The organism is Paenibacillus wenxiniae (assembly GCF_039822605.1).
GTDB lineage: Bacteria > Bacillota > Bacilli > Paenibacillales > Paenibacillaceae > Saccharibacillus > Saccharibacillus wenxiniae.
The window spans coordinates 60,851-85,077 of the sequence record NZ_JBCGUH010000011.1 but is presented as its reverse complement, the minus strand read 5'-3'; the positions used below and the strand labels follow the sequence as shown (position 1 = coordinate 85,077).

General features: G+C 46.2%; 18 protein-coding genes and 1 pseudogene. 4 read left to right on the top strand and 15 right to left on the bottom strand.

Annotated elements, in window-relative coordinates; translation table 11 throughout:
- Together galE and AAHF22_RS17925 are read right to left on the bottom strand one after the other, a co-directional pair.
- A partial coding sequence (gene galE, locus AAHF22_RS17930) for a UDP-glucose 4-epimerase GalE (RefSeq protein WP_347326395.1) occupies positions 1-630 on the bottom strand: 630 nt, incomplete at its 3' end.
- Positions 631-876: 246 nt separating this feature from the next.
- Positions 877-2,046 (bottom strand): galactokinase, encoded by a 1,170-nt coding sequence (locus tag AAHF22_RS17925; RefSeq protein WP_347326394.1) that lies wholly within the window; start codon positions 2,044-2,046, stop codon positions 877-879.
- 359 nt (positions 2,047-2,405) lie between these two features.
- Between AAHF22_RS17925 and AAHF22_RS17920 the strand changes: the two genes are divergently transcribed.
- Positions 2,406-3,272, top strand: coding sequence for an AraC family transcriptional regulator (locus AAHF22_RS17920; protein ID WP_347326393.1), 867 nt, complete (start codon positions 2,406-2,408; stop codon positions 3,270-3,272).
- A gap of 211 nt (positions 3,273-3,483) precedes the next feature.
- Here the strand turns inward: AAHF22_RS17920 and AAHF22_RS17915 are convergent, their stop codons facing one another.
- The 6 genes from AAHF22_RS17915 to AAHF22_RS17890 form a co-directional block, all read right to left on the bottom strand.
- Positions 3,484-4,554 (bottom strand): ankyrin repeat domain-containing protein, encoded by a 1,071-nt coding sequence (locus tag AAHF22_RS17915; protein ID WP_347326392.1) that lies wholly within the window; start codon positions 4,552-4,554, stop codon positions 3,484-3,486.
- 356 nt (positions 4,555-4,910) lie between these two features.
- Entirely contained in the window at positions 4,911-5,921 is a 1,011-nt protein-coding gene (gene mgrA, locus AAHF22_RS17910) for an L-glyceraldehyde 3-phosphate reductase (RefSeq protein ID WP_347326391.1), read from the bottom strand.
- Between the two features lie 187 nt (positions 5,922-6,108).
- Positions 6,109-6,852 (bottom strand): NAD-dependent protein deacylase, encoded by a 744-nt coding sequence (locus tag AAHF22_RS17905; protein WP_347326390.1) that lies wholly within the window; start codon positions 6,850-6,852, stop codon positions 6,109-6,111.
- A 214-nt stretch (positions 6,853-7,066) separates the two neighbouring features.
- Positions 7,067-7,885: an alpha/beta fold hydrolase gene (locus AAHF22_RS17900; RefSeq protein ID WP_347326389.1), complete on the bottom strand. Its 819-nt coding sequence runs from the start codon at positions 7,883-7,885 to the stop codon at positions 7,067-7,069.
- Between the two features lie 439 nt (positions 7,886-8,324).
- A complete protein-coding gene (locus tag AAHF22_RS17895) occupies positions 8,325-8,990 on the bottom strand; it encodes a bifunctional 2-keto-4-hydroxyglutarate aldolase/2-keto-3-deoxy-6-phosphogluconate aldolase (protein WP_347326388.1) in 666 nt (221 codons plus the stop codon).
- Positions 8,991-9,071: 81 nt separating this feature from the next.
- A complete protein-coding gene (locus tag AAHF22_RS17890; RefSeq protein ID WP_347326387.1) occupies positions 9,072-10,034 on the bottom strand; it encodes a sugar kinase in 963 nt (320 codons plus the stop codon).
- 574 nt (positions 10,035-10,608) lie between these two features.
- Between AAHF22_RS17890 and AAHF22_RS17885 the strand changes: the two are divergent.
- Positions 10,609-10,848, top strand: a pseudogene (locus AAHF22_RS17885) (KGG domain-containing protein); the annotation flags it as partial.
- A gap of 387 nt (positions 10,849-11,235) precedes the next feature.
- Positions 11,236-12,909, top strand: a complete 1,674-nt coding sequence (gene ilvD, locus AAHF22_RS17880; protein WP_347326431.1) for a dihydroxy-acid dehydratase — start codon at positions 11,236-11,238, stop codon at positions 12,907-12,909.
- A 648-nt stretch (positions 12,910-13,557) separates the two neighbouring features.
- On the opposite strand, the gene AAHF22_RS17875 is transcribed toward ilvD, so the two are convergent.
- Complete coding sequence (locus AAHF22_RS17875) at positions 13,558-15,042, bottom strand: polysaccharide deacetylase family protein (RefSeq protein WP_347326386.1); 1,485 nt, start codon at positions 15,040-15,042, stop codon at positions 13,558-13,560.
- 145 nt (positions 15,043-15,187) lie between these two features.
- Between AAHF22_RS17875 and AAHF22_RS17870 the strand changes: the two genes are divergently transcribed.
- Positions 15,188-16,348: an AI-2E family transporter gene (locus AAHF22_RS17870; RefSeq protein WP_347326385.1), complete on the top strand. Its 1,161-nt coding sequence runs from the start codon at positions 15,188-15,190 to the stop codon at positions 16,346-16,348.
- 397 nt (positions 16,349-16,745) lie between these two features.
- Here AAHF22_RS17870 and AAHF22_RS17865 read toward each other — a convergent pair whose 3' ends face one another.
- The 6 genes from AAHF22_RS17865 to AAHF22_RS17840 form a co-directional block, all read right to left on the bottom strand.
- A complete protein-coding gene (locus AAHF22_RS17865; protein ID WP_347326384.1) occupies positions 16,746-19,244 on the bottom strand; it encodes a methyl-accepting chemotaxis protein in 2,499 nt (832 codons plus the stop codon).
- A gap of 676 nt (positions 19,245-19,920) precedes the next feature.
- Complete coding sequence (locus tag AAHF22_RS17860) at positions 19,921-21,282, bottom strand: peptidase U32 family protein (RefSeq protein WP_347326383.1); 1,362 nt, start codon at positions 21,280-21,282, stop codon at positions 19,921-19,923.
- 52 nt (positions 21,283-21,334) lie between these two features.
- Positions 21,335-22,264: a peptidase U32 family protein gene (locus AAHF22_RS17855; RefSeq protein WP_347326382.1), complete on the bottom strand. Its 930-nt coding sequence runs from the start codon at positions 22,262-22,264 to the stop codon at positions 21,335-21,337.
- 162 nt (positions 22,265-22,426) lie between these two features.
- Positions 22,427-23,515 (bottom strand): endolytic transglycosylase MltG, encoded by a 1,089-nt coding sequence (mltG, locus tag AAHF22_RS17850; protein ID WP_347326381.1) that lies wholly within the window; start codon positions 23,513-23,515, stop codon positions 22,427-22,429.
- Between the two features lie 102 nt (positions 23,516-23,617).
- Positions 23,618-23,926 (bottom strand): DUF1292 domain-containing protein, encoded by a 309-nt coding sequence (locus AAHF22_RS17845; protein ID WP_347326380.1) that lies wholly within the window; start codon positions 23,924-23,926, stop codon positions 23,618-23,620.
- A gap of 4 nt (positions 23,927-23,930) precedes the next feature.
- Positions 23,931-24,227 (bottom strand): DUF1292 domain-containing protein, encoded by a 297-nt coding sequence (locus AAHF22_RS17840; RefSeq protein ID WP_347326379.1) that lies wholly within the window; start codon positions 24,225-24,227, stop codon positions 23,931-23,933.

The following is a 24,227-nucleotide window of genomic DNA, read 5'->3' as shown; positions in this document are numbered from 1 at the left end:
GTCATCGCCGAAGACGGAAATATGAGCACGTTGTCCAAGTGCAGTTTGCAGTACGAGTGGCACCAGATGCGATTCCGGGCGATGATCTTCACCGATTTTACCGCTTGCATGTGCACCTGCTGCATTGAAGTAACGCAAGGCTACATAACGAATACCGTGCGCTTTATCAAACCAGGACATCATGCGTTCCATAACTAGCTTCGTTTCACCGTACACGTTAGCTGGCTCAGTACGATCGGTTTCTTCGATCGGTACTTTGTCTGGTTCGCCATACGTTGCTGCTGTTGAAGAGAATACGATATTTTTCACGCCTGCTTTGTTCATTTCCTCAAGCAGACACATCGCTCCGTACACGTTGTTATCATAATATTTTGCCGGATTTTGCATACTTTCGCCTACGAGCGAGCTTGCTGCAAAGTGAATTACAGCTGTAATGTTATTTTCAGTGAAAATGCGCTCCAGCAATGCCTTATCACGCAGATCGCCTTCGTAAAATGTGCCACCCAGTACAGCTTCGCGATGTCCTGTTAGCAAATTGTCGATCACGACCACTTCTTCACCGCGATCTAATAGTTCTGCTACCGTATGCGATCCGATATACCCTGCTCCACCTGTTACCAAAATAGCCATTGTTCATTCCTCCTGATCGATTGTAATGTGGCATTACCTGTGTACGTTTCTCTATCTAATGTCTGTATTTAGCAGGTATACCATTGTATCTGTATAGTATACCTGTAATCCGTTCTGTTCTCTCCTCACATCGGTAATATGCCCGATGCGCTCCTATATCGATCTCTTCGTATATCCCCGTTTGTAAATAATCCTTATATCCGTCTATAGATGATCATTGCAGAGGATGATTTCGTTTGTCGGTGATCATTTCCATTCTGTAACGCCATCGCCAGCCGAACATACGTAGAAATCTGCCTTTAAGCCGGTACGTGTTTCGTAGGCTGCTCCAACTTCCTTCAGGAATGTGTCGACTGCATCCTCATGTACAAGCGATACGGTACAACCGCCAAAGCCTGCGCCTGTCATTCGAGCGCCAATCGTACCGGAAATGCGGCGTGCTTCCTCTACCATCACATCCAGCTCTTCACAGCTTACTTCGTATAGATCGCGCAGCGAGTCGTGAGAAGCATTCATCCATTCGCCGAAACGTGGCAAATCATCATCCTGCAACGCCTGTGTAGAAGCGAGTACACGTGCATTTTCCTCTACGACATGACGAGCGCGAGCGCGGACAATCGCATCTTCAATCTGTACTTGCAGCAGATCGAATTGCCCCGGTGTTAATTGTGCCAGATAGTTCAAATTCTCAACATGCGGCTGTAGAGCATGCAATGCTGCCTCACACTGCGCACGACGTTCATTGTACTTGGAGTCAACGAGACCGCGACGTTTGTTCGTATTGCCGATCACGATCCGATACTGCCCGGTGCGGAAAGGCACATGCTTATATTCCAGCGTATCGCACATTAGCAAAATTGCATGATCTTTTAGTCCATTGGCAACCGCAAATTGATCCATAATTCCACAGTTGACACCGACAAATTCATTTTCCGCTTTTTGGGAAAGAACGGCGATTTCAACAGTATCAATGTGACCTTGCTCCATACTCAGTATCGCATAACCTGTCACCACTTCAATCGAAGCGGAGGAGGAAAGACCGGAGCCGTTTGGAATGTTACCGAAGAATAGTAGGTCATAGCCGCTACTAAGTATCGTCCCTTTTTGCTTTAATACGGTCATTACGCCGAGCGGGTAATCCATCCATTCTCCCGTATGCTCGCTACCAATTGAGTCGACGGTAAATTCACCTTCCAGCTCTGGAAAATTGACCGATGCGAGTCGGATCATACTATCCGTATTCGCACGAATGGCCAGCGCTGTTCCGAACTCAAGCGCAGCTGGTAGCACATAACCGCCATTGTAATCGATATGTTCACCAATTAAATTGACGCGCCCTGGAGCATGGAATACGCGAATGTCCTCGCCTGCACCGTATTTATCTGTAAATGCCTGTTTCATCTGTTCCTGATTCATGAGTCTATTCCACCTATCTATCCAAATTCATCGATTTCGTTAGCTGTTCGCCTTGTTTGTTTCTGATATCAGTATAGCTTGAAACCGTTACCTTATGTAATGAACAGATGTGCCGTTTATATGGATAAATGTGACTTCGGGATTGTATAATGGTATCAGATGGATATGACGAGCATATGAACAGAGCTGAGCATCTATGTAAAATATCAGTTAGTAGCTTACATTTAAAGCATGATATGTGCGAACAAAACAATGTAAGGACTCGATCAATATCAAAATGCAGTCGTTATCACGATAGCCATCATACGCTTACCTTAAACTTCATCCATCCATTTTATGTGCAAAAGGAGAGTCACGTCATGCACGACAAATTTTATCAGGTGGCACCGAATCCCGTTTTCCATGATTCAGGCTCATTATATGTACTGTTCACCGGAGAAAGTCAAACGGCTCCTGCACATCGGCTTGGTCCGAAAATCTACGACTACTATCTGTATCATTATGTAGCAGAAGGACGTGGACAGTTCATTACGGAGGATCGTACATACAAGCTCAGCAGTGGCGATTCCTTTCTCATTCATCCAGGCCAGCTGGTCAGCTATGTATCGGATCAGCAGCAACCGTGGCATTATCACTGGGTTGCCTTTGCAGGCCAGCAGGCAGATGAACTGGTACAGCAGACCGGCTTTCGGGCAGGCTTTCCAGTGGCACGTCGTGGTCAGCTAGCTGATGCGACAAGCGATATCGGTCATCATTTGAGCGCGATGTTGCAAGCTTTTTACACGCAAAAAGATAGCTCTGATCTGAGTGCACTCGGCTATCTGCACCTGATTATGGCGGAAGCGAGTGAACAATTAACCCAGCAGGCAGCGCTGCCCGGCGCGGAATCGATCACACGCCGGACGGTCAAACAGATGATCCATTATATGTCGAGCCAGTATGCCCACCCTGTCTCGATTGAGGATATGTGCAGCAGCATTGGTTATAATCGCGCGTATATGTCGCGCATTTTCAAAAAAGAAACAGGCATGACACCTGTGACGTATTTGCTCAAACTGCGGATCGATAAAGCACGCCAGTTACTTCGCGAGCGCCCGGAGCTATCCACCCAGCAGATTGCCGCTTCGGTAGGCCTGACGGATGCATTGTACTTTTCCAAGCAGTTTCGCCGTTTCTATGGGGTGTCGCCGAGCCAGTATCGGGCATCGATTCAGCGGCCGGGTTAGAAAGGCGAGCTGACGACTGCACAGTGCTGTGCTGTGCTGTGCTGTGCTGTGCTGTGCTGTGCTGTGCTAATTTATTATAAACAGCCCTGACTATTATGCCGATATCATCATGAGAATAGGCGATATAACATGTACAGCCATCCCGGTCATTTTGCTGATTTATAGTCAGCCAGTCAACATCTATCTGTTCACGACCGATCCGATCCATTCTTCATAATATCTGTTCAAGCGCAGCGACTGGATTAGCGATAAAATCATTCCAACTCGCCAGCGCGTGATACTTTTGATGTTCTTCATCATAACAGCCGATTTTACGAGAAGTTGGATGCCATACGATATGCAGATCACTATAAGAATCCATCGAAGATGATAAACGAAGTAACCTTGTCCGGCCGAGCTTCATCTCGATCGTATCGGTTAACGTGAAAAATTCAATCCGGCTCATGCCAAGCTCATTTTCAGGCAATGTTAATATGATCGGTTCATCACTTAGCGCTTGTACAAGTGCGGCTGGAAGCTTGTACGCGCTCAACGAATGTAGCTTATTGCTCAAATTATGAAATTGTGGCGGTTCCAAACTTTTTAAATAAGCAGCTAACTCCATATGCTTTTCACTGACAGCGATAGTATAGGCGCGATCTCCATTGGTTTCACAGATTGTAATATCCGCTCCATGCTCGATCAGATAGCGAGCAATCGGTTCAAATCCATAACGTACCGCTACGGTTAATGGAGTTGCCCGATAGGGGAAAACCTGATCCGGCTCATTATAGTTAATGTCTACGCCCTGCTCTACCAAGTATTTAATCGTTTTGAAATCATGATTGCTAACTGCTTTACGTAAAATAGCTCCAGCATGCTGTCGTATATCTAATCCTAGCTCATGAAGCAGTGGAATATGCTGCTTTTTACCATAATAAGCTGCATCGTATGCATTTTTGTTCAGGTGATCGGTTATGTCAAGCTTTGCGCCCGCCGCATACAGCCTACGTACATCATGCTCACTAGCGTATCGTACAGCCGTAAGTATAGATGGATGCTGCGGATCGTTCAGTTCTACACCTTGCTCCAACAATGCTTCCACAATGGAACGCTTACCCATCATGAGCGCCAGTTCCAGTGGTGTTAGCTCGGTATGCTTGCTTAACGATAACGGCTGATTTACTTCGATATATTGGCCTTCTGCCCATGCAGCGCGCAGTTCCTGCAATCGACCTTCATAGATCCATACAGCTAGTTCAGGCAATGTATCGAATTTGCCTTTATCTTTGATCGTATACATGCTGATTACATTCCTCCTCTTGTGCTTCATTTCACCTCTTTATTGTCTTTGTTTTTACCGTAAAATACAATCTGCACGCAAAACAGCCATAGTTGCCGCACACTGTTTAATCTGTGCGACAACTATAGCTGTATGATAATAACTGGCAAATAAATATGTGATGATCTCGTTCAGTTCATTACCGATAAAGTACATCCATTAACATTGCGTCATCTTTTAAAAGGCACAGATAGAGTAAGTAACTAGCTACGCAGTAATAGAAGATATGCTGACTACCGTCCGACTTCATCATATTTTTTATGCAATAGATGCCGCTATTTCGGTTGGTCACTTGTGTCCTCTTTACTTTACCTATTTTATTCCGCCTGCTCTGGAGCTGCCTTCAAAATCGTTTCGATCCGCTGCAATTCCTCCGCAGAGAAATCCAGATGATCGAGTGCAGCGATATTTTCCTCAATTTGAGCTACACGGCTTGCACCGATCAGTGCGGACGTGACTCTGCCATTACGCAGCACCCAGGCGAGTGCCATTTGTGCCAGACTTTGACCGCGAGCGGCAGCCACTTGATTCAGTGCACGCACTTTACGCACCGTTTCTGGTGTGATCTGATCTTTACCGAGGAATACCGATGAACCGGCCGCACGGGAATCTTCCGGTACACCATTCAAGTATTTACTCGTTAGTACACCTTGTTCCAATGGGCAAAATGCAATACTGCCTGCGCCGACCGCATCCAGCTCATCCTGCAAACCATTTTCAATCCAGCGATCCAGCATAGAGTAACGTGGCTGGTGAATCGTCAGTGGCGTACCGAGTTGTTTAAGAATATGAGCCGCTTCATGTGTTTGCTCAGCCGAATAACTGGAAATGCCCACATAGAGCGCTTTACCGGAACGTACAATATGATCCAGCGCCATCATCGTTTCTTCCAGTGGTGTATCGGGATCAAAACGGTGCGAATAGAAAATATCTACATAATCAAGACCCATCCGCTTCAAACTTTGATCCAGGCTCGAGACTAGATACTTACGTGAGCCCCATTCGCCATATGGACCCGGCCACATATAATAGCCCGCTTTGGTCGAGATCACCATTTCATCACGATAAGGAGCAAGATCCTGACGCAATACCTGTCCAAATGTTTCTTCAGCCGAACCTGCTGGAGGGCCATAGTTATTCGCCAGATCGAAATGCGTAATTCCAAGATCGAAAGCGCGTGTCAACATATCACGAGAATTTTCAAGCGTATGTACACCGCCAAAATTATGCCATAAACCGAGCGAAATCGCTGGCAACTTTAAACCGGAACGTCCGGTACGGTTATACTTCATATTGTCATAACGTTGTTCTGAAGCTACATAGACCACAATGATCCCTACCCTTCTGGTAAATAAAATCAGTACCCATTTCCTCACAAATCATAACGGAAGCGTTATCATTATGCAAATATATTTGCGTCTGTTGGCGTATAGCTATTGTTTCACGTATTGATGAAAGTATCCGTTGTGCAACATCTCACAAAATCTCATCAAGTATTGTCTGTAAACAATTGCTTTACTTAGAATAACGCCGCTGACGAATCTGCTCCATGATCTGTCCCATCGGCTCTGTAATGATCAGATCTGCATGACGATCATGCGCTGTTGCCGAAGCGTTCATCAGCACCGTATAATTTCCCCGGAAATATTGAATAAAACTTGCGGCTGGATAGACGGTTAGTGACGTACCGCCAATAATAAGCAAATCAGCTGCGCCTAAAGCAGCAACCGTATTACCGATCACTTCAGAGTCAAGTGATTCTCCATACAGTACAACATCCGGGCGAATGATTCCTCCGTCATGTGGACAGCGTGGAATGCCTTGCTGTGCCAGCACGTCATCAAGCGAATACTCCCGTCTACAGCTAATGCAGTAATTACGATGCACAGAACCGTGCAGCTCTAGTACATGACGACTGCCTGCCTTCTGATGCAAACCATCGATATTTTGCGTAATGATCGCGCTTAGCTTTCTCTCCTGCTCTAACTCAGCAAGCAAGTAGTGTACAGCATTGGGCTGTGCATCGGGATGCAGCAGACGTGTACGATAAAACTCGTAAAACAGCTCTGGTTCTTTTTGAAAAAAACGATGACTGAGCATCTCTTCTGGCGAATATCCACGCTGTCCGCTCTCGCTATATAGCCCCTGTGCTGAACGAAAATCAGGTATTCCACTTTCTGTCGATGTGCCTGCCCCACCAAAAAACACAATGCGCTGTGACTGCTCGATCCATGCCGACAATTGATCTAACTTATCCATTTCTGTAGCCTCCTTTAGCTTCATCTTTAGATGCACGATAGCATCTGCCATGCTTATTATTACCCTTTTATAGATAAAAAGCAGCGTTCCCTTTGTGCCTGAAACGGCACGAAACGCTGCTTGCATCAATCGTTACTATCTCAATCGCTACTATCTCAATCGCTATTATCTCAATCGCTATTATCTCAATCGTTACTATGCTAGTTGATCGATCTTATTTGGATTTTTGCGCCGTTGCCGGAATGTCTTTCATCCAGCTTACCAGTGCATTTACGGTCTGATTGCGCTGCTCCTGCTCGGTAATCTGGGCAGGCTTATCGCCCTTTTGCTCACCATAACTACCAAACTGAGCATGATCGCCGCCTTTGATACTATAGAAGACGGTAGTAGCTGGCAGTAGATTACGAGATGCTTCATATTTGTCGCGTTGCAATACACCATCATTGGAGGCGGTAATGGACATGACAGGCAGTCCACTATTGCCAAGACTTCCTTCCGAATCTGGATACGAAGCAAGGAAAAATACACCTGCCATCCGATCCGTGTGTTCTGCCGCATAACGTGCAGCAAACACGCCACCAAGCGAATGACCGCCAATAATAAATTTCTGATCTGGATGACTATCGAGTATGGCCTGTGCCGCATCCGGCTTGAAGAAAGCAAAATTAAATGGCATTTTCACAATGTATACCGGATGACCGGCTTTTGCCAGAGACTGTGCTAGCAAGCTATACGCTTCAGGCTTCACCCGTGCACCCTGATAAAAAATAATCCCTACTTTAGATGACTTCGCTGGAGCAAACTCGATCCATTGATCGGTATTTTGCACCTTTATGCCTTCAGCTGGCGATGTGATCGCCTGTTCTGCCTGTGGTGTCGGGCCATATGGGGTTAACACATACCACGCTGCCGCACCTGCTGCGAGCACGAGCACAATCAAAATAACTAGCAATATTTTGCCGATGGTACGCGCACGACTTCTGCGCCGTGTACCTCCGTAGCTTCCAAAACCACTTGTTTTACGTCTGAACATGTTGATCTCCTTCCATCAGCAGTCAGGCGATCCGTTAGGGCGAAATGATCTCTTTCGCCATCTGCATCTGCTCCTATCAGCGATCGTGCAACTGACAGACCAAGCACAACGCCTGACGCTTCCCGTCTATACTTCATGTTTCTGTAGTTATTACGATCTATCGTATCCATTTCGGACAAATAGATGCAATGAAAACGGAACATGTATACAAAACGACCTGTCTCCCTCGCAGGACAACAGGCCGCTGGTATGTCTAGTATAACATTTTCCATATGCCAGAAGAAACTTTACCGACTGATCCAGCGTCATAAGCCGCTTGATGACCGTTATACCATTTTTGCAGACGTGTGCAAAATGGATTAAAAAGGCGCTCCCTATCCATCCTTAGCACGATAGGTAACATGATTGCAGGACATATTTAACCTGATCACAGGTGAGTTTAACCCTGCTTCGCTTCATGATAAGCTTTCATGTATTGCTCGGATTTCTGACGTACCAGACTCAGGTCGCCTGTTTTCATCGCATCGGTTGTCAGATCAGAGCCGATCCCGACAGCGACTGCTCCACCTTTGATCCATTCGCCCAGATTATCCAGCGATACACCGCCAGTTGGCATAAAATTCGCCTGCGGCATTGGGCCTTTCAGCGTTTTGATAATGGATGGTTGATACAGATTGCCTGGGAACAGTTTTACAATATCGACGCCCAGCTCCAGTGCATGTTGTACACCTTCCAGTGTCGTTACACCCGGCAATACAGGTACACGATACAGATTGCAAATTTTAACCGTCTCTGGATTAAGGGATGGACTGACAACAAATTCAGCTCCAGCCATCATCGCTGCACGTGCCGTTTGTGGTTCCAGCACTGTACCTGCACCGATAATCGCAAAATTGTCGGATTTATCCGATTTCCAGCTGTACATCCGGCTTAGCTTTTCAATCGCATGCAGTGCACCGGGCACGGTAAGCGTCACTTCAATCACTTTAATGCCACCAGCGATCGCTTGCTCTGCCATCGCGAATACTTGCTCTGCGGATTCGCCGCGCAGCACAGCAACGACACCGTAGTCCATCATTTTTTGCAGAATTTGCAGTTTTTTCATATCAATTCTCCTTTAGATTTGAGCATACTTGCCTGATCTTTGCATGAAGATGGACACCGTTGTATGTTGTCGTTTACTTCTTTAGCGCTCAATGTGTACTTTGTTGCCCAACCTCGCTTCAACCTGTGCATGAGTCGGCAATGCTTCCCAATCTCCAACCGCTCCGATGACCATCGAACCGTTCAGATTGCCCAGGCGTACCGCTTCTTCATTGGAATAACCACGCAGCAATCCGGTTAAAAAGCCTGCACAGAAGCCGTCTCCAGCACCAACCGTATCGAGCACTTGCTCCGCCTTGAAATATGGCACTTCGGCTATACGATCTTTCTCGACCACATAAGTCAGATCCGGCCCGCCTTTGACGATACTAATCGCCTTGAGCTGACGCAAACGATCGAAAATTGCCGTATCACTGGATGTTTCATACAGCAACGCCAGTTCATCCAACCCAGGCAGAAAATAATCACAGTGCTCTGCCAGATCAAGCAACACTGGACGCGCTTCATCGAGCGTCCATAGCTTTAAACGCAAATTCGGATCAAAGGATACTGTCACCCCTGCTTCAGTCGCAATCTCCATCGCACGCTTCACGGTAGCTAGTCCAGAAGCGCTAATTGCTGCCGTAATGCCAGTCACATGCAAAATGCGCGCACCGGCGATATAGTCAGCATCCAGATCGTCCGGCTGCATATGGCTTGCTGCTGACAAACGGCGGTAATAATGTACCGATGCTTTACCGGATACCGTTTCGCGCAGCATGAGTCCAGTCGGTTCGCCATCCGCCAAAATGGAACGTGATACATCCACGCCTTCTCCACGGATCGCCTTTTGAATCATATGACCGAGCGGATCATTGCCAAGTCTGCCGCACCATCCAACCGAATGACCGAGCCGAGCAATGCCGATTGCCAGATTGCTCTCTGCACCACCAAACGACTTGCGCAGCTGGGCTGCATATTCCAGACCGCGAGAGTCCTCCGCCGTCAGCAGTCCCATCGATTCCCCAAAGGTCACGACTTCCGGAGAACCTGTCTGATTGTTCATGTTCCATCCCCCTGATTCAAGCGATTTATGATCCATGATATGTAACCGCGTACACTTTCCATTTTCGCAACCGCTTTCTCGCTTGTCAATGAGACAACTTCATGAATATATGTTCAAGTTCATCATTATTGCACTGCATTGCGTTCAAATAAGTCATGCCAATCACCACACACTCTTTTGAACACCCTTTTATTTGGCTTTATTTTTAAAATCGTAAGCGCCTATGTGATCGCTATGACGACATTCCGTAGTGGAACGATCTGTCTGAGTACCTGAGCAGTACAATCATTCGCATCGCCTTGCTACTACTGCTGATGCTTTTGCACACACTAATGTTTGCTTGCTTAGCGGATTATAAAAAGGAGATCACACTTTAAGTCGAACCGAGCATCCTACGTCCTCTATCTTCCAAATGACGACATAAAAGGCAATATTCCTTTATTTCAAAATAAATGCCAGGTGGATAAATTAGGGAATTTTCGTTTCAGGCAATTTAGACAGGGTAATTAATGAGCAACTACTTTTATCATAATAATAAGGTTTGTACCTTTATACTGACAGGAGTGAAATTGTTATGGCAAACAACAAGAGCAATGGCAAAATGACCCGCCAAGAAGCCGGTCGCATGGGCGGTCAAGCCACTTCCCGTAAACATAGCAAAGAATTCTATCAGCAAATCGGCAAAAAAGGCGGACAGGCGACCTCCCGCAACCATGATAAAGATTTCTACCAGGAAATCGGTCGCAAAGGCGGCGAAGCGACTTCCGAGACGCATGATCGTGACTTTTATAAAGAAATCGGTCGCAAAGGTGGCAGTCGTTAACCATTGCTCCTATTAAATAGGAGCTGATGCACGGCACCATGCTAATCAAAAGTAGACTCTTTTAATGATGCACAAAAAGAGTCTGCTTTTTTGTTGTCTTTTTCTCTGTAAATTACCTATTATAAGCTGGCAAAAAGCTAACACATATGATAGACTCTATTAAAAACTTTTGTGTAATATCAGCCTGTAAGCCTATGTCGACACATAATTGGTTCGTATGCCAGAACACGATTTGCCGTATGTTCATTTGCTATTTTGCTGTATTATGCAATCCTTTTCCAGCTTTGGACTTTGCCATTCAAACGCGCTAAAGTCAAAAAGCTACTATTATATATTTGGGGGGAAACCGACACCATGGCAGCCAACACAAAAAACAAAATGCGCTCGGACATGATCAAAAAAGGTTTCGATCGTGCGCCGCACCGCAGCCTGCTGCGTGCAGCTGGCGTTAAGGAAGAAGATTTCGACAAACCGTTTATCGCTGTATGTAACTCCTACATTGATATCGTTCCGGGCCATGTGCATCTGCAAGAGTTCGGTAAAATCGTCAAAGAAGCGATTCGCGAAGCGGGCGGTGTACCGTTCGAGTTCAATACAATCGGCGTCGATGACGGTATCGCAATGGGTCATATCGGCATGCGCTATTCCCTGCCAAGCCGCGAGATCATCGCAGATTCACTGGAAACTGTCGTATCTGCTCACTGGTTTGATGGTATGGTTTGTATTCCAAACTGTGACAAAATCACACCAGGTATGCTGATGGGCGCACTTCGTGTCAACATTCCAACATTGTTTGTCAGCGGTGGCCCGATGAAAGCGGGTAAAGATAGCACAGGACGTTCTATCTCCCTGACTTCGGTATTTGAAGGTGTCGGTGCATTTCAAGCTGGCAAGATCGATGACAAAACATTGCTCGAACTGGAACAGTTTGGTTGTCCAACCTGTGGTTCGTGCTCCGGTATGTTCACAGCAAACTCCATGAACTGTCTGGCTGAAGCACTGGGTCTGGCTTTGCCGGGTAACGGTACGATTCTGGCTGTTGCGCCAGAACGTCGTGACTTTGTTCGCAAATCGGCTACACAGCTAATGGAACTGATCAAGCTTGATCTGAAGCCACGTGATATCGTAACGGAAAAAGCGATCGACAATGCATTTGCACTCGATATGGCAATGGGTGGTTCGACGAATACGGTACTGCACACACTGGCATTGGCGCATGAAGCTGGATTTGAATATCCAATCGAACGCATCAATGAAGTAGCGAACCGCGTACCTCACCTCGCGAAGCTTGCTCCTGCATCCGACTGGCACATCGAAGATGTCCATCTGGCAGGTGGCGTAAGCGCCGTATTGAATGAGCTGCTCAAAAAACCAGGTGCTCTGCACGAGGATTGCATTACAGTGACAGGCAAAACGATTCGTGAAAATGTAGAAGGTCAGGAAATTCAAAACCATGAAGTGATTCACGCGATTGATAACCCGCACTCCGAACGCGGCGGTCTGGCGGTTCTGTTCGGTAATCTGGCACCTGAAGGTTCCATCATCAAAGTCGGTGCAGTGGATGCCTCGGTTGGCGGCTATCATAAAGGCCCTGCGATCTGCTTTGACTCGCAAGATGACGCGCTGTATGGCATCGCTAACGGTCACGTTAAAGAAGGTCATGTAGTCGTTATCCGTTATGAAGGTCCTAAAGGCGGCCCAGGTATGCCGGAAATGCTTGCTCCAACGTCTCAAATCGTGGGGATGGGTCTCGGTGCGAAGGTAGGTCTGATCACCGACGGACGCTTCTCCGGCGCATCTCGTGGTATCAGTATCGGTCACATCTCGCCGGAAGCAGCAGAGGGCGGCCCGATCGCATTCGTTCACGATGGCGATATCATCGAGTTGGATCTGAACGAACGTCATATTACGCTTCACGTTAGCGACGAAGAGCTGGAAGAACGTCGTAAAAACGAGTGGACAGAGTTCGAGCCAAAGGTGAAAACCGGATATTTGGCGCGTTATTCCAAGCTCGTAACCAATGCAAGCATGGGCGGCATTATGAAAATCTAATAAATCTTATAAAAGCGTCTCGGTATCGCGGTTTGCGATCCGGGGCGTTTTTTAGTTGTGACTGTGAATTGTGCTTGTGAGCTATGATTGTGAATGATGCTTGTCAGTTATGATTTTGCGTTATGCTTATGAGCTACGCTTGTGCGTTGTGATTGGTGCAGACGCATCGGATAAATGTTCATGTTACTGAGGGGAATGTCGTTGCCTTACAACTCTTAATGTATAAGCATAGCCATACCAAATAGCCCAAAACGAATCGTCTAATGGAAACAGTTCATCGCAGCTGCAATGCAATCTAGCAAAATGCAGTTTACAGTGAGTCAGCACGTATCCAATGAATAGACGATTGGTTTCAGGCCATAAAGTATAAGTTGATGTTGATGCATCGAGTTTGTATTTGAATAGCGACTTCATTTCTATTCTTATGGCTACTGTTTTCAACTCGACGAGCGAAGGATAGACGAGCGCACCGGCACTCGTTACCATTGTACTGTGATAACAGTCTTTACTTTGGTATCAGTTTGGTGCCCGTCCCTCTACACCTATACCTACACCTATACCTATACCAGTATGAGCTTTTCATCCAAACGCTCTGTACATCACTCTGTTCCTCCAACTCATTCCTACCTCAATATTCTCATTCCTATCTCAAGAAGGTTGTGTCTGTACGTCTGTAGCCGTTAGTGCGTCTTCTATGGATGAGGAGGATTCCGCTGGTGCTGACGTTAGTGTTGCACCGCGTTCGGCGTGGTGTTGGGAATCATCTGTTATGGTTGTTCTGTCTATGCCGTAGCGCTGCATAAAAGCAGCTGTGGATACAACCATCGCGCGTGGGATCAGATGGTTGGATTGTTCTTTTAAGCGCATGCTACCTGATGGGTGAATGATTGCCAGCAGTAGCTTCAAATACCAGCGTGTCATCACGGCGAACATGCCCTGTGGTAGTTCACGCACCGCAAAGCCGAATTTTTCCGGACCGCGGTTGATCATGCTTACGCCGTACAGGGCGCGTGCTTCCATCAATTCCGGTTGTTCTTTCATCTGCACCGCTAGCTTTGGAAAATCCTTTCTGGCACCCTGAATGAATAGGATGGCAAGCTGCATCATGGAGCGTGAGCCTGAGGTCAATTCGAACAGACGGCGATTATCAAAATGGAGTTCAATAATAGAGTCTCCCCGTTCCAGCCATTCTCCCGTTTCGAGTTGTAGCGGTCTGCCGCGATATGAACGTAATCGGTAATGAAAAAGTCCGTCAGCGCCTGTCTTTTGCAAATGGAACATCCAGTGAAACACCTTTTCCCAGCCCAACCATAGGCGCACGAGCCATTTTTTGAATGGAGACAGCAGTGTGCCGAGTGGTGCGCGGCGCGTATAGGCTCCATCCTTCCCCTCGTGGGCGGTACGATCTTTTCTCTGTTTGGACATATATTTGCTCCCTTCCATCAGGGAACCGATTGTAACAGCCTCCAGACCGCGCTGCTGCGCCTCCTGTAGTACATATTCCAGCGCAGCTAACATTTCGGCAGGAGCATCACGATTCGCCCCCCAGGTGTTGCCGCAATCGTGCAGCAACATAATCTCGCCACCGCGTAGCTTGCGCAGCATTCGAGCAGCAAGTTTCTGTCTACCTACCCGTTTACGCCAATCACCAAACAGGGAAGACCAGAGCACAATATCGTACTGGCTGTTAGGCGACAGATCAGACTGGTTGACGATGCCCCACGGCGGACGATAGTATAATGGACGCTGACCGGTAATGTTATAAATGATATGCTGAGTGAGATAAATTTGGCGACGTACCGCTGCTGGCGACATGAGCCAGTTCGCGCGATGAATATAGTTGTGAATCCCAATCTGATGTCCTTCCTCATGCATACGGCGCACAATGTCTGGATATAACTCCGCATGGCGTCCTACGACAAAAAAGGTCGCTTTCGCCCCATACTTCTTTAGCAAATCCAATAACAAAGGCGTGTAAATCGGATCAGGCCCATCGTCAAACGTTAGCGCAAATGCCGTCTCACTATCACCACGCTGAAACACACGATAGCCAAATAGACGACTAATCAAGCCCGGAATGAACGCATAAAATGAACATATGTACAGCAGCCACAAAAACAGATGTTCCATCATTGCTCTTTTCAGCTCCCTATCCTGCTGTCCTTGTTATAATGTATTGATCATTTTTCTATATCTATTGTACTATTTTATCATAACCTCCTGCTGTTATAGGAAGAGGGAATTTCACCATTACAATAGAAAAGGGGTTTTACGTTTCATGTTGCCTTTGTATAAAAAGTATTGGCGAACCGCATTTGATATCGGGATCGTCGTTCTAACCGTCTACCTGGTGCTATTGCTATCTAGCTGGCTATACCGGATCGCTGCACCTGTCTTCCTCTCGCTGCTTATCTTCGCTATAATTGAGCCGTTTGCGATGTTTTTAAATCGGCGTGGCTTACCGAAGATGGTCTGCTCGGCGATTGCTGTGCTTGTGTTCGTATTGATCATTTTAGGAGCATTGTTTGGCGCCGGACTCGTATTTGTTGCCCAGATCAGTCAGGTGACCGATGCTTTACCCGGTTACGCTTCAATCGTACAGCATCATTTCTCACAATTCACTGGCTTTTTGCAAGATCAGCTCAAAGCGTTACCTCCGGGTGTAGCGGAGCAGATTAACGAGTATTTTGCTACCTTCACCGCTGGACTTGCCGTATGGGGCAAATCGCTGTTTAACGCAGCGCTTGGCTGGCTCGGTACGTTTTCTTCTTTTATCGGTAGCTTTGCGGTTGGGATCGTGCTTGCCTTTTTCCTCAGTGCTGAGATTAATCTGTGGCGACGCATCGCGACCGAAAAGACACCGAATACGATCAAACAATCCGTTTATTTTTTAAAAGAACATGTACTGTTTGCGATCGGCGCGTATATTAAAGCGCAATTGATGATGGTCTCCCTGACCTTTGTGCTGGTATACATAGGACTGCTGATTTTGCAGGTCGATCATGCTTTTTCGCTAGCGATTCTTAGCGCGGTATTCGATATTTTGCCGCTACTCGGTATACCGGTCATTTTCATTCCCTGGATTGTATATCTGTTCATCGTAGGGCAGACCGGACTTGCGATTGGGCTAACCGTACTGCTCGTTGTGGTCATCCTGACTCGTCAGCTGTTGGAGCCTAAAATTACTGGAAACTCGATTGGCATCACATCCGCTTATCTGATGCTGTCCGCTATGATCATTTCACTGTCTATTTTCGGCGTTGCAGGTTTGGTACTATCGCCAATTTTGATCATTTTGCTGAAAGAGCTGTTTGTGCAAGGTTATCTGCGACGCTGGATTCGATTGCCTCAGGAAGAATTCGAACCGATGGATCGTTCAGATGATCCCGTCCCTCCGGCTACGCCTACAGAGCCAGCGACTTCTACACATAATTTGTAAGTTTAATTCACTGCACAGGTTTACTACACAGATTCATTACACAGAACTATGAACATATGGACGACTGACAAATTCTTCGAGTGTCAATATCTCGTCCTCCTTTGTATCAGAACTATGAACATATGGATGACTTACTCTTTACATGCATATCCACATTCCTATCTTTCATCTACCAAATTTAGCCTGTCGATTCATCCATTAACAGACCACCTGTTAGGATGCTGGCTTAGCTTATGATACACGTTAAATGTAAAGGCTGTGTATGTTGTGTATATGTCATTGTAACGAATCCAGGCTGCTGCATCCAGTTTCGCTGCATGTTCGTTCATTGCATACAACGATACGTAAAAAGCTGCACCTTCCAATTACGGAAAGTGCAGCTTTTTGATGTGGTCAATCAACCCGTTTTAAACGTATCATCCGCTGGATCTGTCGTTACGTTAGCTTCGCCTGCTGTCGCTGCCTCTGTATGATTCATTTCAGTTGCCGCATCTTCATCAGGTATCTCTACTTCGTCGATCGTGAAGCGTGCAATCGTATCTTTCAAGCCAATCGATACCGTTTCGAGTTGTCCGGACAGCGTAACGAGCTGTGCACTTACATTTTGCTGCTCGCTACTTAAAGAAGCAACTTCCTGTGAAGTAGCGGAAGATTCCTCAGCAACCGCACTCACATTGCTCATCGCTTCGCTCATCGATTGCTGTACGCGATTTAGCTCATTGATCGACTGCGTAGCCGAACCCAGCTTGTTTACGAACTCGGTCATTTGCCCCTGTACCGTTTCAAAAATACCAGTTGTTGCCTGCACTGCTTCCGTCTGTTGACGGAATAATGGGAATGCCTCGGTCAGCACACGTACCGTCTCATCCATTTCCTTCTGAATATTGGCGGTAATCTGGCCAACCATCAGGATTGACTGGCGAGACTGTTCGGCCAGATTACGAACTTCATCCGCAACGACCATAAAGCCTTTGCCTGCTGCACCTGCGCGAGCTGCTTCAATCGTTGCATTCAGTGACAGAATATTCGTCTGTTTCGTAATATTTTGCATTGCATCCAGTACCTGCTGTACGGAAGATGTACTTTCTTTGAGCGAGTCGATCCGCGTGCTCAGCGAGCGGATCATATCTTCAGTCACTTTCGTTTTATCCAGCAATTCACCCATATGATGAACGCCTGTTTTGCCAGCTTCTTCGACTTTCTCCGCTGACACTTCCATCTGCTTGTTCGCATCGACAACGCGACCCATCCGATCATTCATCGTCTCGGTCAGCTCTGTCCCACGTTCAGCTTCCAATGCTAGACTACCTGCACCGTTAGCAATTTCTTCGGTCGCCGTAGCGATCTCGCGTGCCGACGTAGCCGTTTGACGAGAAGCAGAGCTGAGTGTCGTGGCGGTATCCAGCACTTGCTGCGCAGATTCGTTCGTCTGTTTAACCAGACTCGTAATATTTTCCATCATCGTATTAAAAGCGACGCTGAGCTGTCCAATTTCATCTGAAGATCGATGATTTGTACGCACGCTCAAAATGCCTTCTGAACCAAGATTCATCAAACGCTGTAGTTTACGCAATGGTGTACCAATCGTGCGAATAATGACCAGACCGATCAAAACAGCGACGATCGCGCACACAATAGCCATAATCCAGGTTAACACCAGAATCGGACTTGCACTCGATACAAGCGCTTTTACTGGCACAGTTCCAATCAGTTTCCAATTGTCGGCTGTACCCAGTACAGAATAAGCAACAAGTGTTGGCTCAGAACCTTCATCATTTTGGAAGCGTCCGCTACCACCTTTGATTTGATCCAGAAACTTGAACGGAGATGCCTGTGATACGGTTTCCGGTTGTGTTGAAGCGATAATCGTATTGTTTGGACCGCCAACCAGATTCACATTGCCACCATCACCGAGATTAAGGTTATCGATCTGATCATTTAGCCATTTGCTATTAATGCTCATGACGAAAACGAAAGATTCTGGACTACTCGACAGACGCATCGCACGCGCATACGTAAAGTTTCGATTTGTGCCTGCACCAGATTCGGTTGGAATCCACTGCATCACACCTTTATCGTCCGTTAACGTTTTGTACCAATCTTTTTCACGCACGGCAGACGGATCAGGAATACCTGTACCTGCACCGATAACATTTAACTTCGTATCGACAGGGATCAGATAGATCGCTTCGATCGAATCGGTAGAGTTCATTTGATTTTGCAAATTCTGACTAATCGAGTTGATCGTCTGATATTTATCGTATTCAGATAAATTTGAACTCGACAGCTTGGTCAGATCACTCTGCATCGTTGGATCGAAAAATACTTGTACAGAAGAGTTCACGATCTGACTGAGCATCACATCCAGCTTTTCCCCGGTCTGGATAATCGTCTGTTCATTGCTAATCGCTGCATTTTCCTTAATTACGCTCTTCGCACGCAAGTAGGAAAATGAACCGAGTAGAACAACGCACAGCATAATAGCAATGAAAAACATCAAAAATAATTTTACGCCAACTGATTTGGACGGATTAAAATTACGCCAATTTTTAGCGGCAGACAGAGAAGAACGACCAGCATGCTTGAGTTGCTCACGTGATAGATGTGGCGCCTTGAGCTTAAATCGGTTACGTTGTGGCTTGGCTGATCCGTCTGCTGTCAATGCTTCTACAGCGTCCATATGCTGACCAGGCAACTGCTTCGCTCCCCTGCCGCGCTTGTTAAACCATTTATGTAGCGCCTGCTGTGAAGGATTTTGTTCCTTTTTCAATTTTTGTTGTTTCGGCTTTGGAGTTTGATTCTTTGGTTGCTTGGTCTCGCCTGGTTGCTTGAGTAACTTTTTGGATAACTTTGCTGGCTTGCCTTCCGTTTTCCCCGGTTTTTGCCATAAACCCATATCATTCACCTACCATCTCAAAATTCAGGACCTGCAATATACTTTTCTCTCCCGGACAACTTGTTGCCTATTTTATCGAGTCAAAGCCCCCTCTGAAGTCCTAGAGCTATAGTTCTGCTTCCATTATCGGTGATGATGGGATAAAAATGAACACTTTTTTTCAAAAAATCAGGTCTTTTTTACTATAATTTAGAAATAATCTAACACAGTTAATTAAATTAGCCCATAATTCAGGATGATTTTCCCATTTTACAGGATAATCTTCCCATTGTAAGCGATTTTATTTTCAGAAAATAAATGAATATATCATTATATGTTATGTAAATGACATAAAAAAGGCAGAAAACAGTCCTTTTGGTCTATACTGAAAGACGTTTCAGCTTACCAAAAGACAGTTTTCTGCCCTATTTCATATTGTGATTTGTCGAGATATAGCGATTCTATTCTATTTGTAATTCGCGATGCTTCACGATCCGATTCACTATCGCATCGTTATAAGATTCCTATTCGTGAACGCAAATCTATCTATATTTTGCTGTATAGCTAACGTATGCTCTATCTAGGTTATCAAGAGGAATCGCTAGCTACTACGTTGAAGAGAACTTACGCTTTTGCTTTTGCTTTTGCTTTTGCTTTTGCTTTTGCTTTTGCTTTTGCTTTTGCTTTTGCTTTTGCTTTAGATCGCTGCAACCGCTTTGGAAGCTACTTTCACATTCTGTTTACGCATCATATCAAAATAACGCACCGGCTGATCGACTTTCAATCTAATCTTTTGCAAGGGATGACGGGCTGCATCCAGCTCATTGCCTTCCTCATCCCAGATCGTACCTACCTGTTGCTTGAAAAAGGTACCGTTCGGGCCGAAAAACTCAATCTGCTGACCTGGTTTGAAATGATTACGTTGCTGCACTGTAGCGATCCCTGTCGCTTCCTCATAATCCAGTACCAATCCAGCAAAATCATAAGGTACAGCTTTATCTTCCGGCTCATAAATATGATCTTCTTCATCCGGTGTATCGTAAAAGAAACCTGTGTTCAGCGGACGATTCGCCGCCTTGTTCAGTTCTTCCAGCCATTCCGGTTTTAGCTCGTAGTTTTCTGGATCAGCCATGTAGGAATCGATCGCCTGACGATACGCATTAACTACGGTTGCGACATAGTGGATCGATTTCATACGGCCTTCAATCTTAAAGCTGTCGATACCGACTTCAATTAGATCAGGAATCGCCTCCAGCATACACAGGTCTTTAGAGCCCATAGAGAATGGATTATCCCCTTCCTCATATAGCGGAAGCTGATTGACACCAAGCTGGAATTGCTCCAACACACGCTGGTCGGCTGCTTCCTCTTCTGAAATCCAGTCCGTCTGTGAACGTGCATCCTCAAACAGATCATATTTCCAGCGGCATGACTGACAGCAGCCACCACGGTTGGAGTCACGATCGGTAAAATGATTGGACAGTACGCAGCGTCCAGAGAACGAAGAACACATCGCACCGTGGATAAATGCTTCGATCTCCACATCAACATGCTTCTTAATCTCCGCAATTTCTTCCAGACTCGTTTCGCGTCCAAGCACGACACGTGGCAAGCCTTCTTCTTTCCAAAACTTCACCGCTTGCCAGTTTAATGTCGATTGTTGCGTGCTCAAATGCACTTCAAGCTTCGGCGCAGAGCGCAGAGCAATTTCGATAATCGTTGGATCGGCTACGATAATCGCCGAGATACCGACATCTTCCAGATTACGCAAGTATGCCTCGATACCATCCACATCTTCATCATGCGCATAAATATTAGTTGCTACAAACACTTTAGCACCATAGCGATTCGCAAACTCTACGCCTTCCCGCATCTCTTCAAAACTGAAGTTATCTGCGTTGGACCGAAGGCCGTATTGTTGTCCGCCGATATAAACAGCATCGGCGCCATAGTGAATAGCGAATTTTAGTTTTTCCAGATTACCTGCTGGTGCAAGCAGTTCAGGCTTGTCCAGACGGTGTCGTTTACCAAAATGAATGGGTTTAGCTTGAATGCCCATGAAGATCTCCCCCTTGATCTTGTTGCAATCTATAATATACAACGATCGTTCTTTAAAAAACTTGTTCTTTATAAAAGAAACCAAATGACAATTCACGTTCAGGGTCCTGTAATTCGTGCACCGCGTCTAACCAGGATTCATCGAATTCATAGTCGTCGGCATTGGCAACATAATGATCGATGGCAGTGCGATATGCACGAATGACAGCGACATTATAGGCAGTCGGCTTTAGCATGCCTTCGATTTTGAAGCTATGAATGCCTGCTTCCATCAATAAATGTAAGTCTTCCAAAATGCAAATGTCTTCGGAACTCATAATGTGCGTACCGTTGCTATCTTCGTAGATTGGAAACTTTTCATCACGGCGTTCTGCTTCGATCAGGAATAGACCGCGTGTTAAGCCGAGATCACCGTCTACCTGACGTCCTTGATGTGCCATATAACTTTGTACAAGTCGGCGTTTGGAATGGTAAATATTAGTCATGCCATGCACCTGTACCTGTGCTTCCACTTCCAGCTTATCGGTCATGCCGGTGATTTCATCCATATTCAGCTCACGTGCCAGTACGACGCGAGTTGCTCCTTTACGTCCCCAGTAATTCGCTGTGGATGAGTTCGTCGAGGTCATTTCCGCATTCCAGTGCAAACGCAGCGATGGTGCTAACTCACGTGCTGTCGTCAGCACAGCCGGATCACCAAATTCAATACCATCTACACCTGCATCACGCAAGCCTTCGATATAAGCGGGCAGTTCAGCCAGTATATCATTGGTCATCAGATTGTTGACGGCAACATAGACACGCTTTCCTTTGTCATGGCTGTACGTTACAGCCTCAGCAATTTCGCCTAACGTAAAGTTTCCCGGCAAACGCATGCCAAAGCGTTCTTCACCAATGAGAAAAGCATCAGCTCCTGCTTCAGCTAGCAGACGTAGCTCGTCCAGTGAGGAAGCTGTAATTAGCAGCTCAGGTTTGTTATTCATATTAAGCACCTCCCAGCCTTACGGCTGTCATTTCATCATTATACGTATTGCTGTTATCGATCCATATATACTTGTAGGGTCTACAATGGCTATGATCCCAATCTCCACGCATCACAAGGCAGCGAATGGTTCGCTGCCTGTAGATGTCGATTCAATTGGAACTTAGTTGGCTTCTTCCGAAGCGCTGCTCTCGGCTTGCTCTGCTGCATCTGTTTGTTTGCTAGCAGCGATATTTTGCTGATGCTCGGCAAATGTTTTTGCAAACAAATGTCCACCAGAGCCGTCTTTTTTCGTTACATAGTATAAATAATCCGATGTTTTCGGTTCGAGTGCGGCTTTAATCGCTTCAATCCCCGGATTGGCAATCGGTCCTGGCGGCAGTCCATCATGCAAATACGTGTTATATGGACTGTCAATTTTCAGATCAGAGTAGAGCAAGCGCTGCTTTTGCTTACCGAGTGCATATTGCACCGTTGCATCAATTTGCAGACGCATACCTTGCTTGATTCGGTTGTTAATTACACCTGCGACCTCTGCACGCTCCGCAGGAACGACAACTTCTCGTTCAATCAGCGATGCTTCGGTTAGCAACTGATGCAGTGTCATATTTCGCGCTTTTAACTTTTGATCCAAATTATCGATCGTCGCCAGATTTGCACGCGTACCTGCCAGCATGTTCGCAATCACATCCTGGGGCGTACTATCCAGCGGCAAATCGTATGTAGCTGGAAACAGATAGCCTTCTAACGGATGTAAAATGCCATTGCCTGTCGGCACTTTCCATTCACGAGCTTGCTTAAACGCAGACGGATCGTCCACTGCCTTCAAAAATGCCTCCCGATCCACATAGCCCGCGCTGCTGAGCTTGTCGGCAATCTGGGTGACGGTATAACCTTCTGGAATTGTAAATTTCATCGTTTTCGGTACGACGACTTCCGCATTATTCAGTTTGGTCACAATCTGCTCATACGTCATCCCTGGCGTAAATTCATAATTACCAGCTTTGAACGCTTTGCCTTCCTGATTCCAACGCAAATACATACGAAACGCGAAGTCATTTCGAATGATGCCTTTACTTTCCAGATCGCCCGCAAGCTTAGCGGTTGACGTGCCTTCTGTCAGCGTATAGGCAACTGGCTCGGCTGAAGGTGTAGTAGGCTGCATCGCATTCCAGCCATATGCTGCTGCCCCTGCAAACACAATAATAAGCAAAACGACAACGACTAAAAGGGTCCTGACCTTTTTACGCAATGGACATAACAACTCCTTTGACAGTCAAAAAGAGCGGAATAGGCTCCGCTCTTCTCAAGACATAACTGAAGCAGCATAGAACTGCCGTATGCAAATCCGTGATTAATCTTCAAACGGTAAGGTCAGCTCGTCATACAATTCAGCTACGTCTTCCCATTCATCGTCGTCATCAATCGTAATCAGCTCTGGATTTCCATCCGCACCGTCTACAATTTTCAAAATTTCGACTTCGGTATCTGGTAACGCACTATCCTTTTGCAGGACGGCATACGCACCCGATTCTGTCTCAAATTCGCTGATCAAACGATAAACGACATTTTCGCCGCTCTCATCGGTTAACTCGATCAGTACACCGTAAGCTTCAAGCAACTTAGACGATAATTTGACATTACTCGCAGAAAGATCACTCATCGGTTTATTCACCATCCAATTCAGCCACTAATGTATTGAAGGTCTCTTCAACGATCTGCCACTCGTTTTCGTCTTCAATGATATAGAGCTTTAGATCATCGCCGTCTTCTTCGTACCGGAACGCATATACTTCATCGGTATCGTCCTCTGTGTCTTCCATAGGCACGACCATCATATATTTGGCTTCCGAACCATCGACTTCGAATTTCATGATGACTTCAAATTCCTCTTCGTTTCCATCATCATCTGGAATGTAAATAATTTCTGGTTCGTCCTCAAGCAAATTTTGATCCTTCGCCAT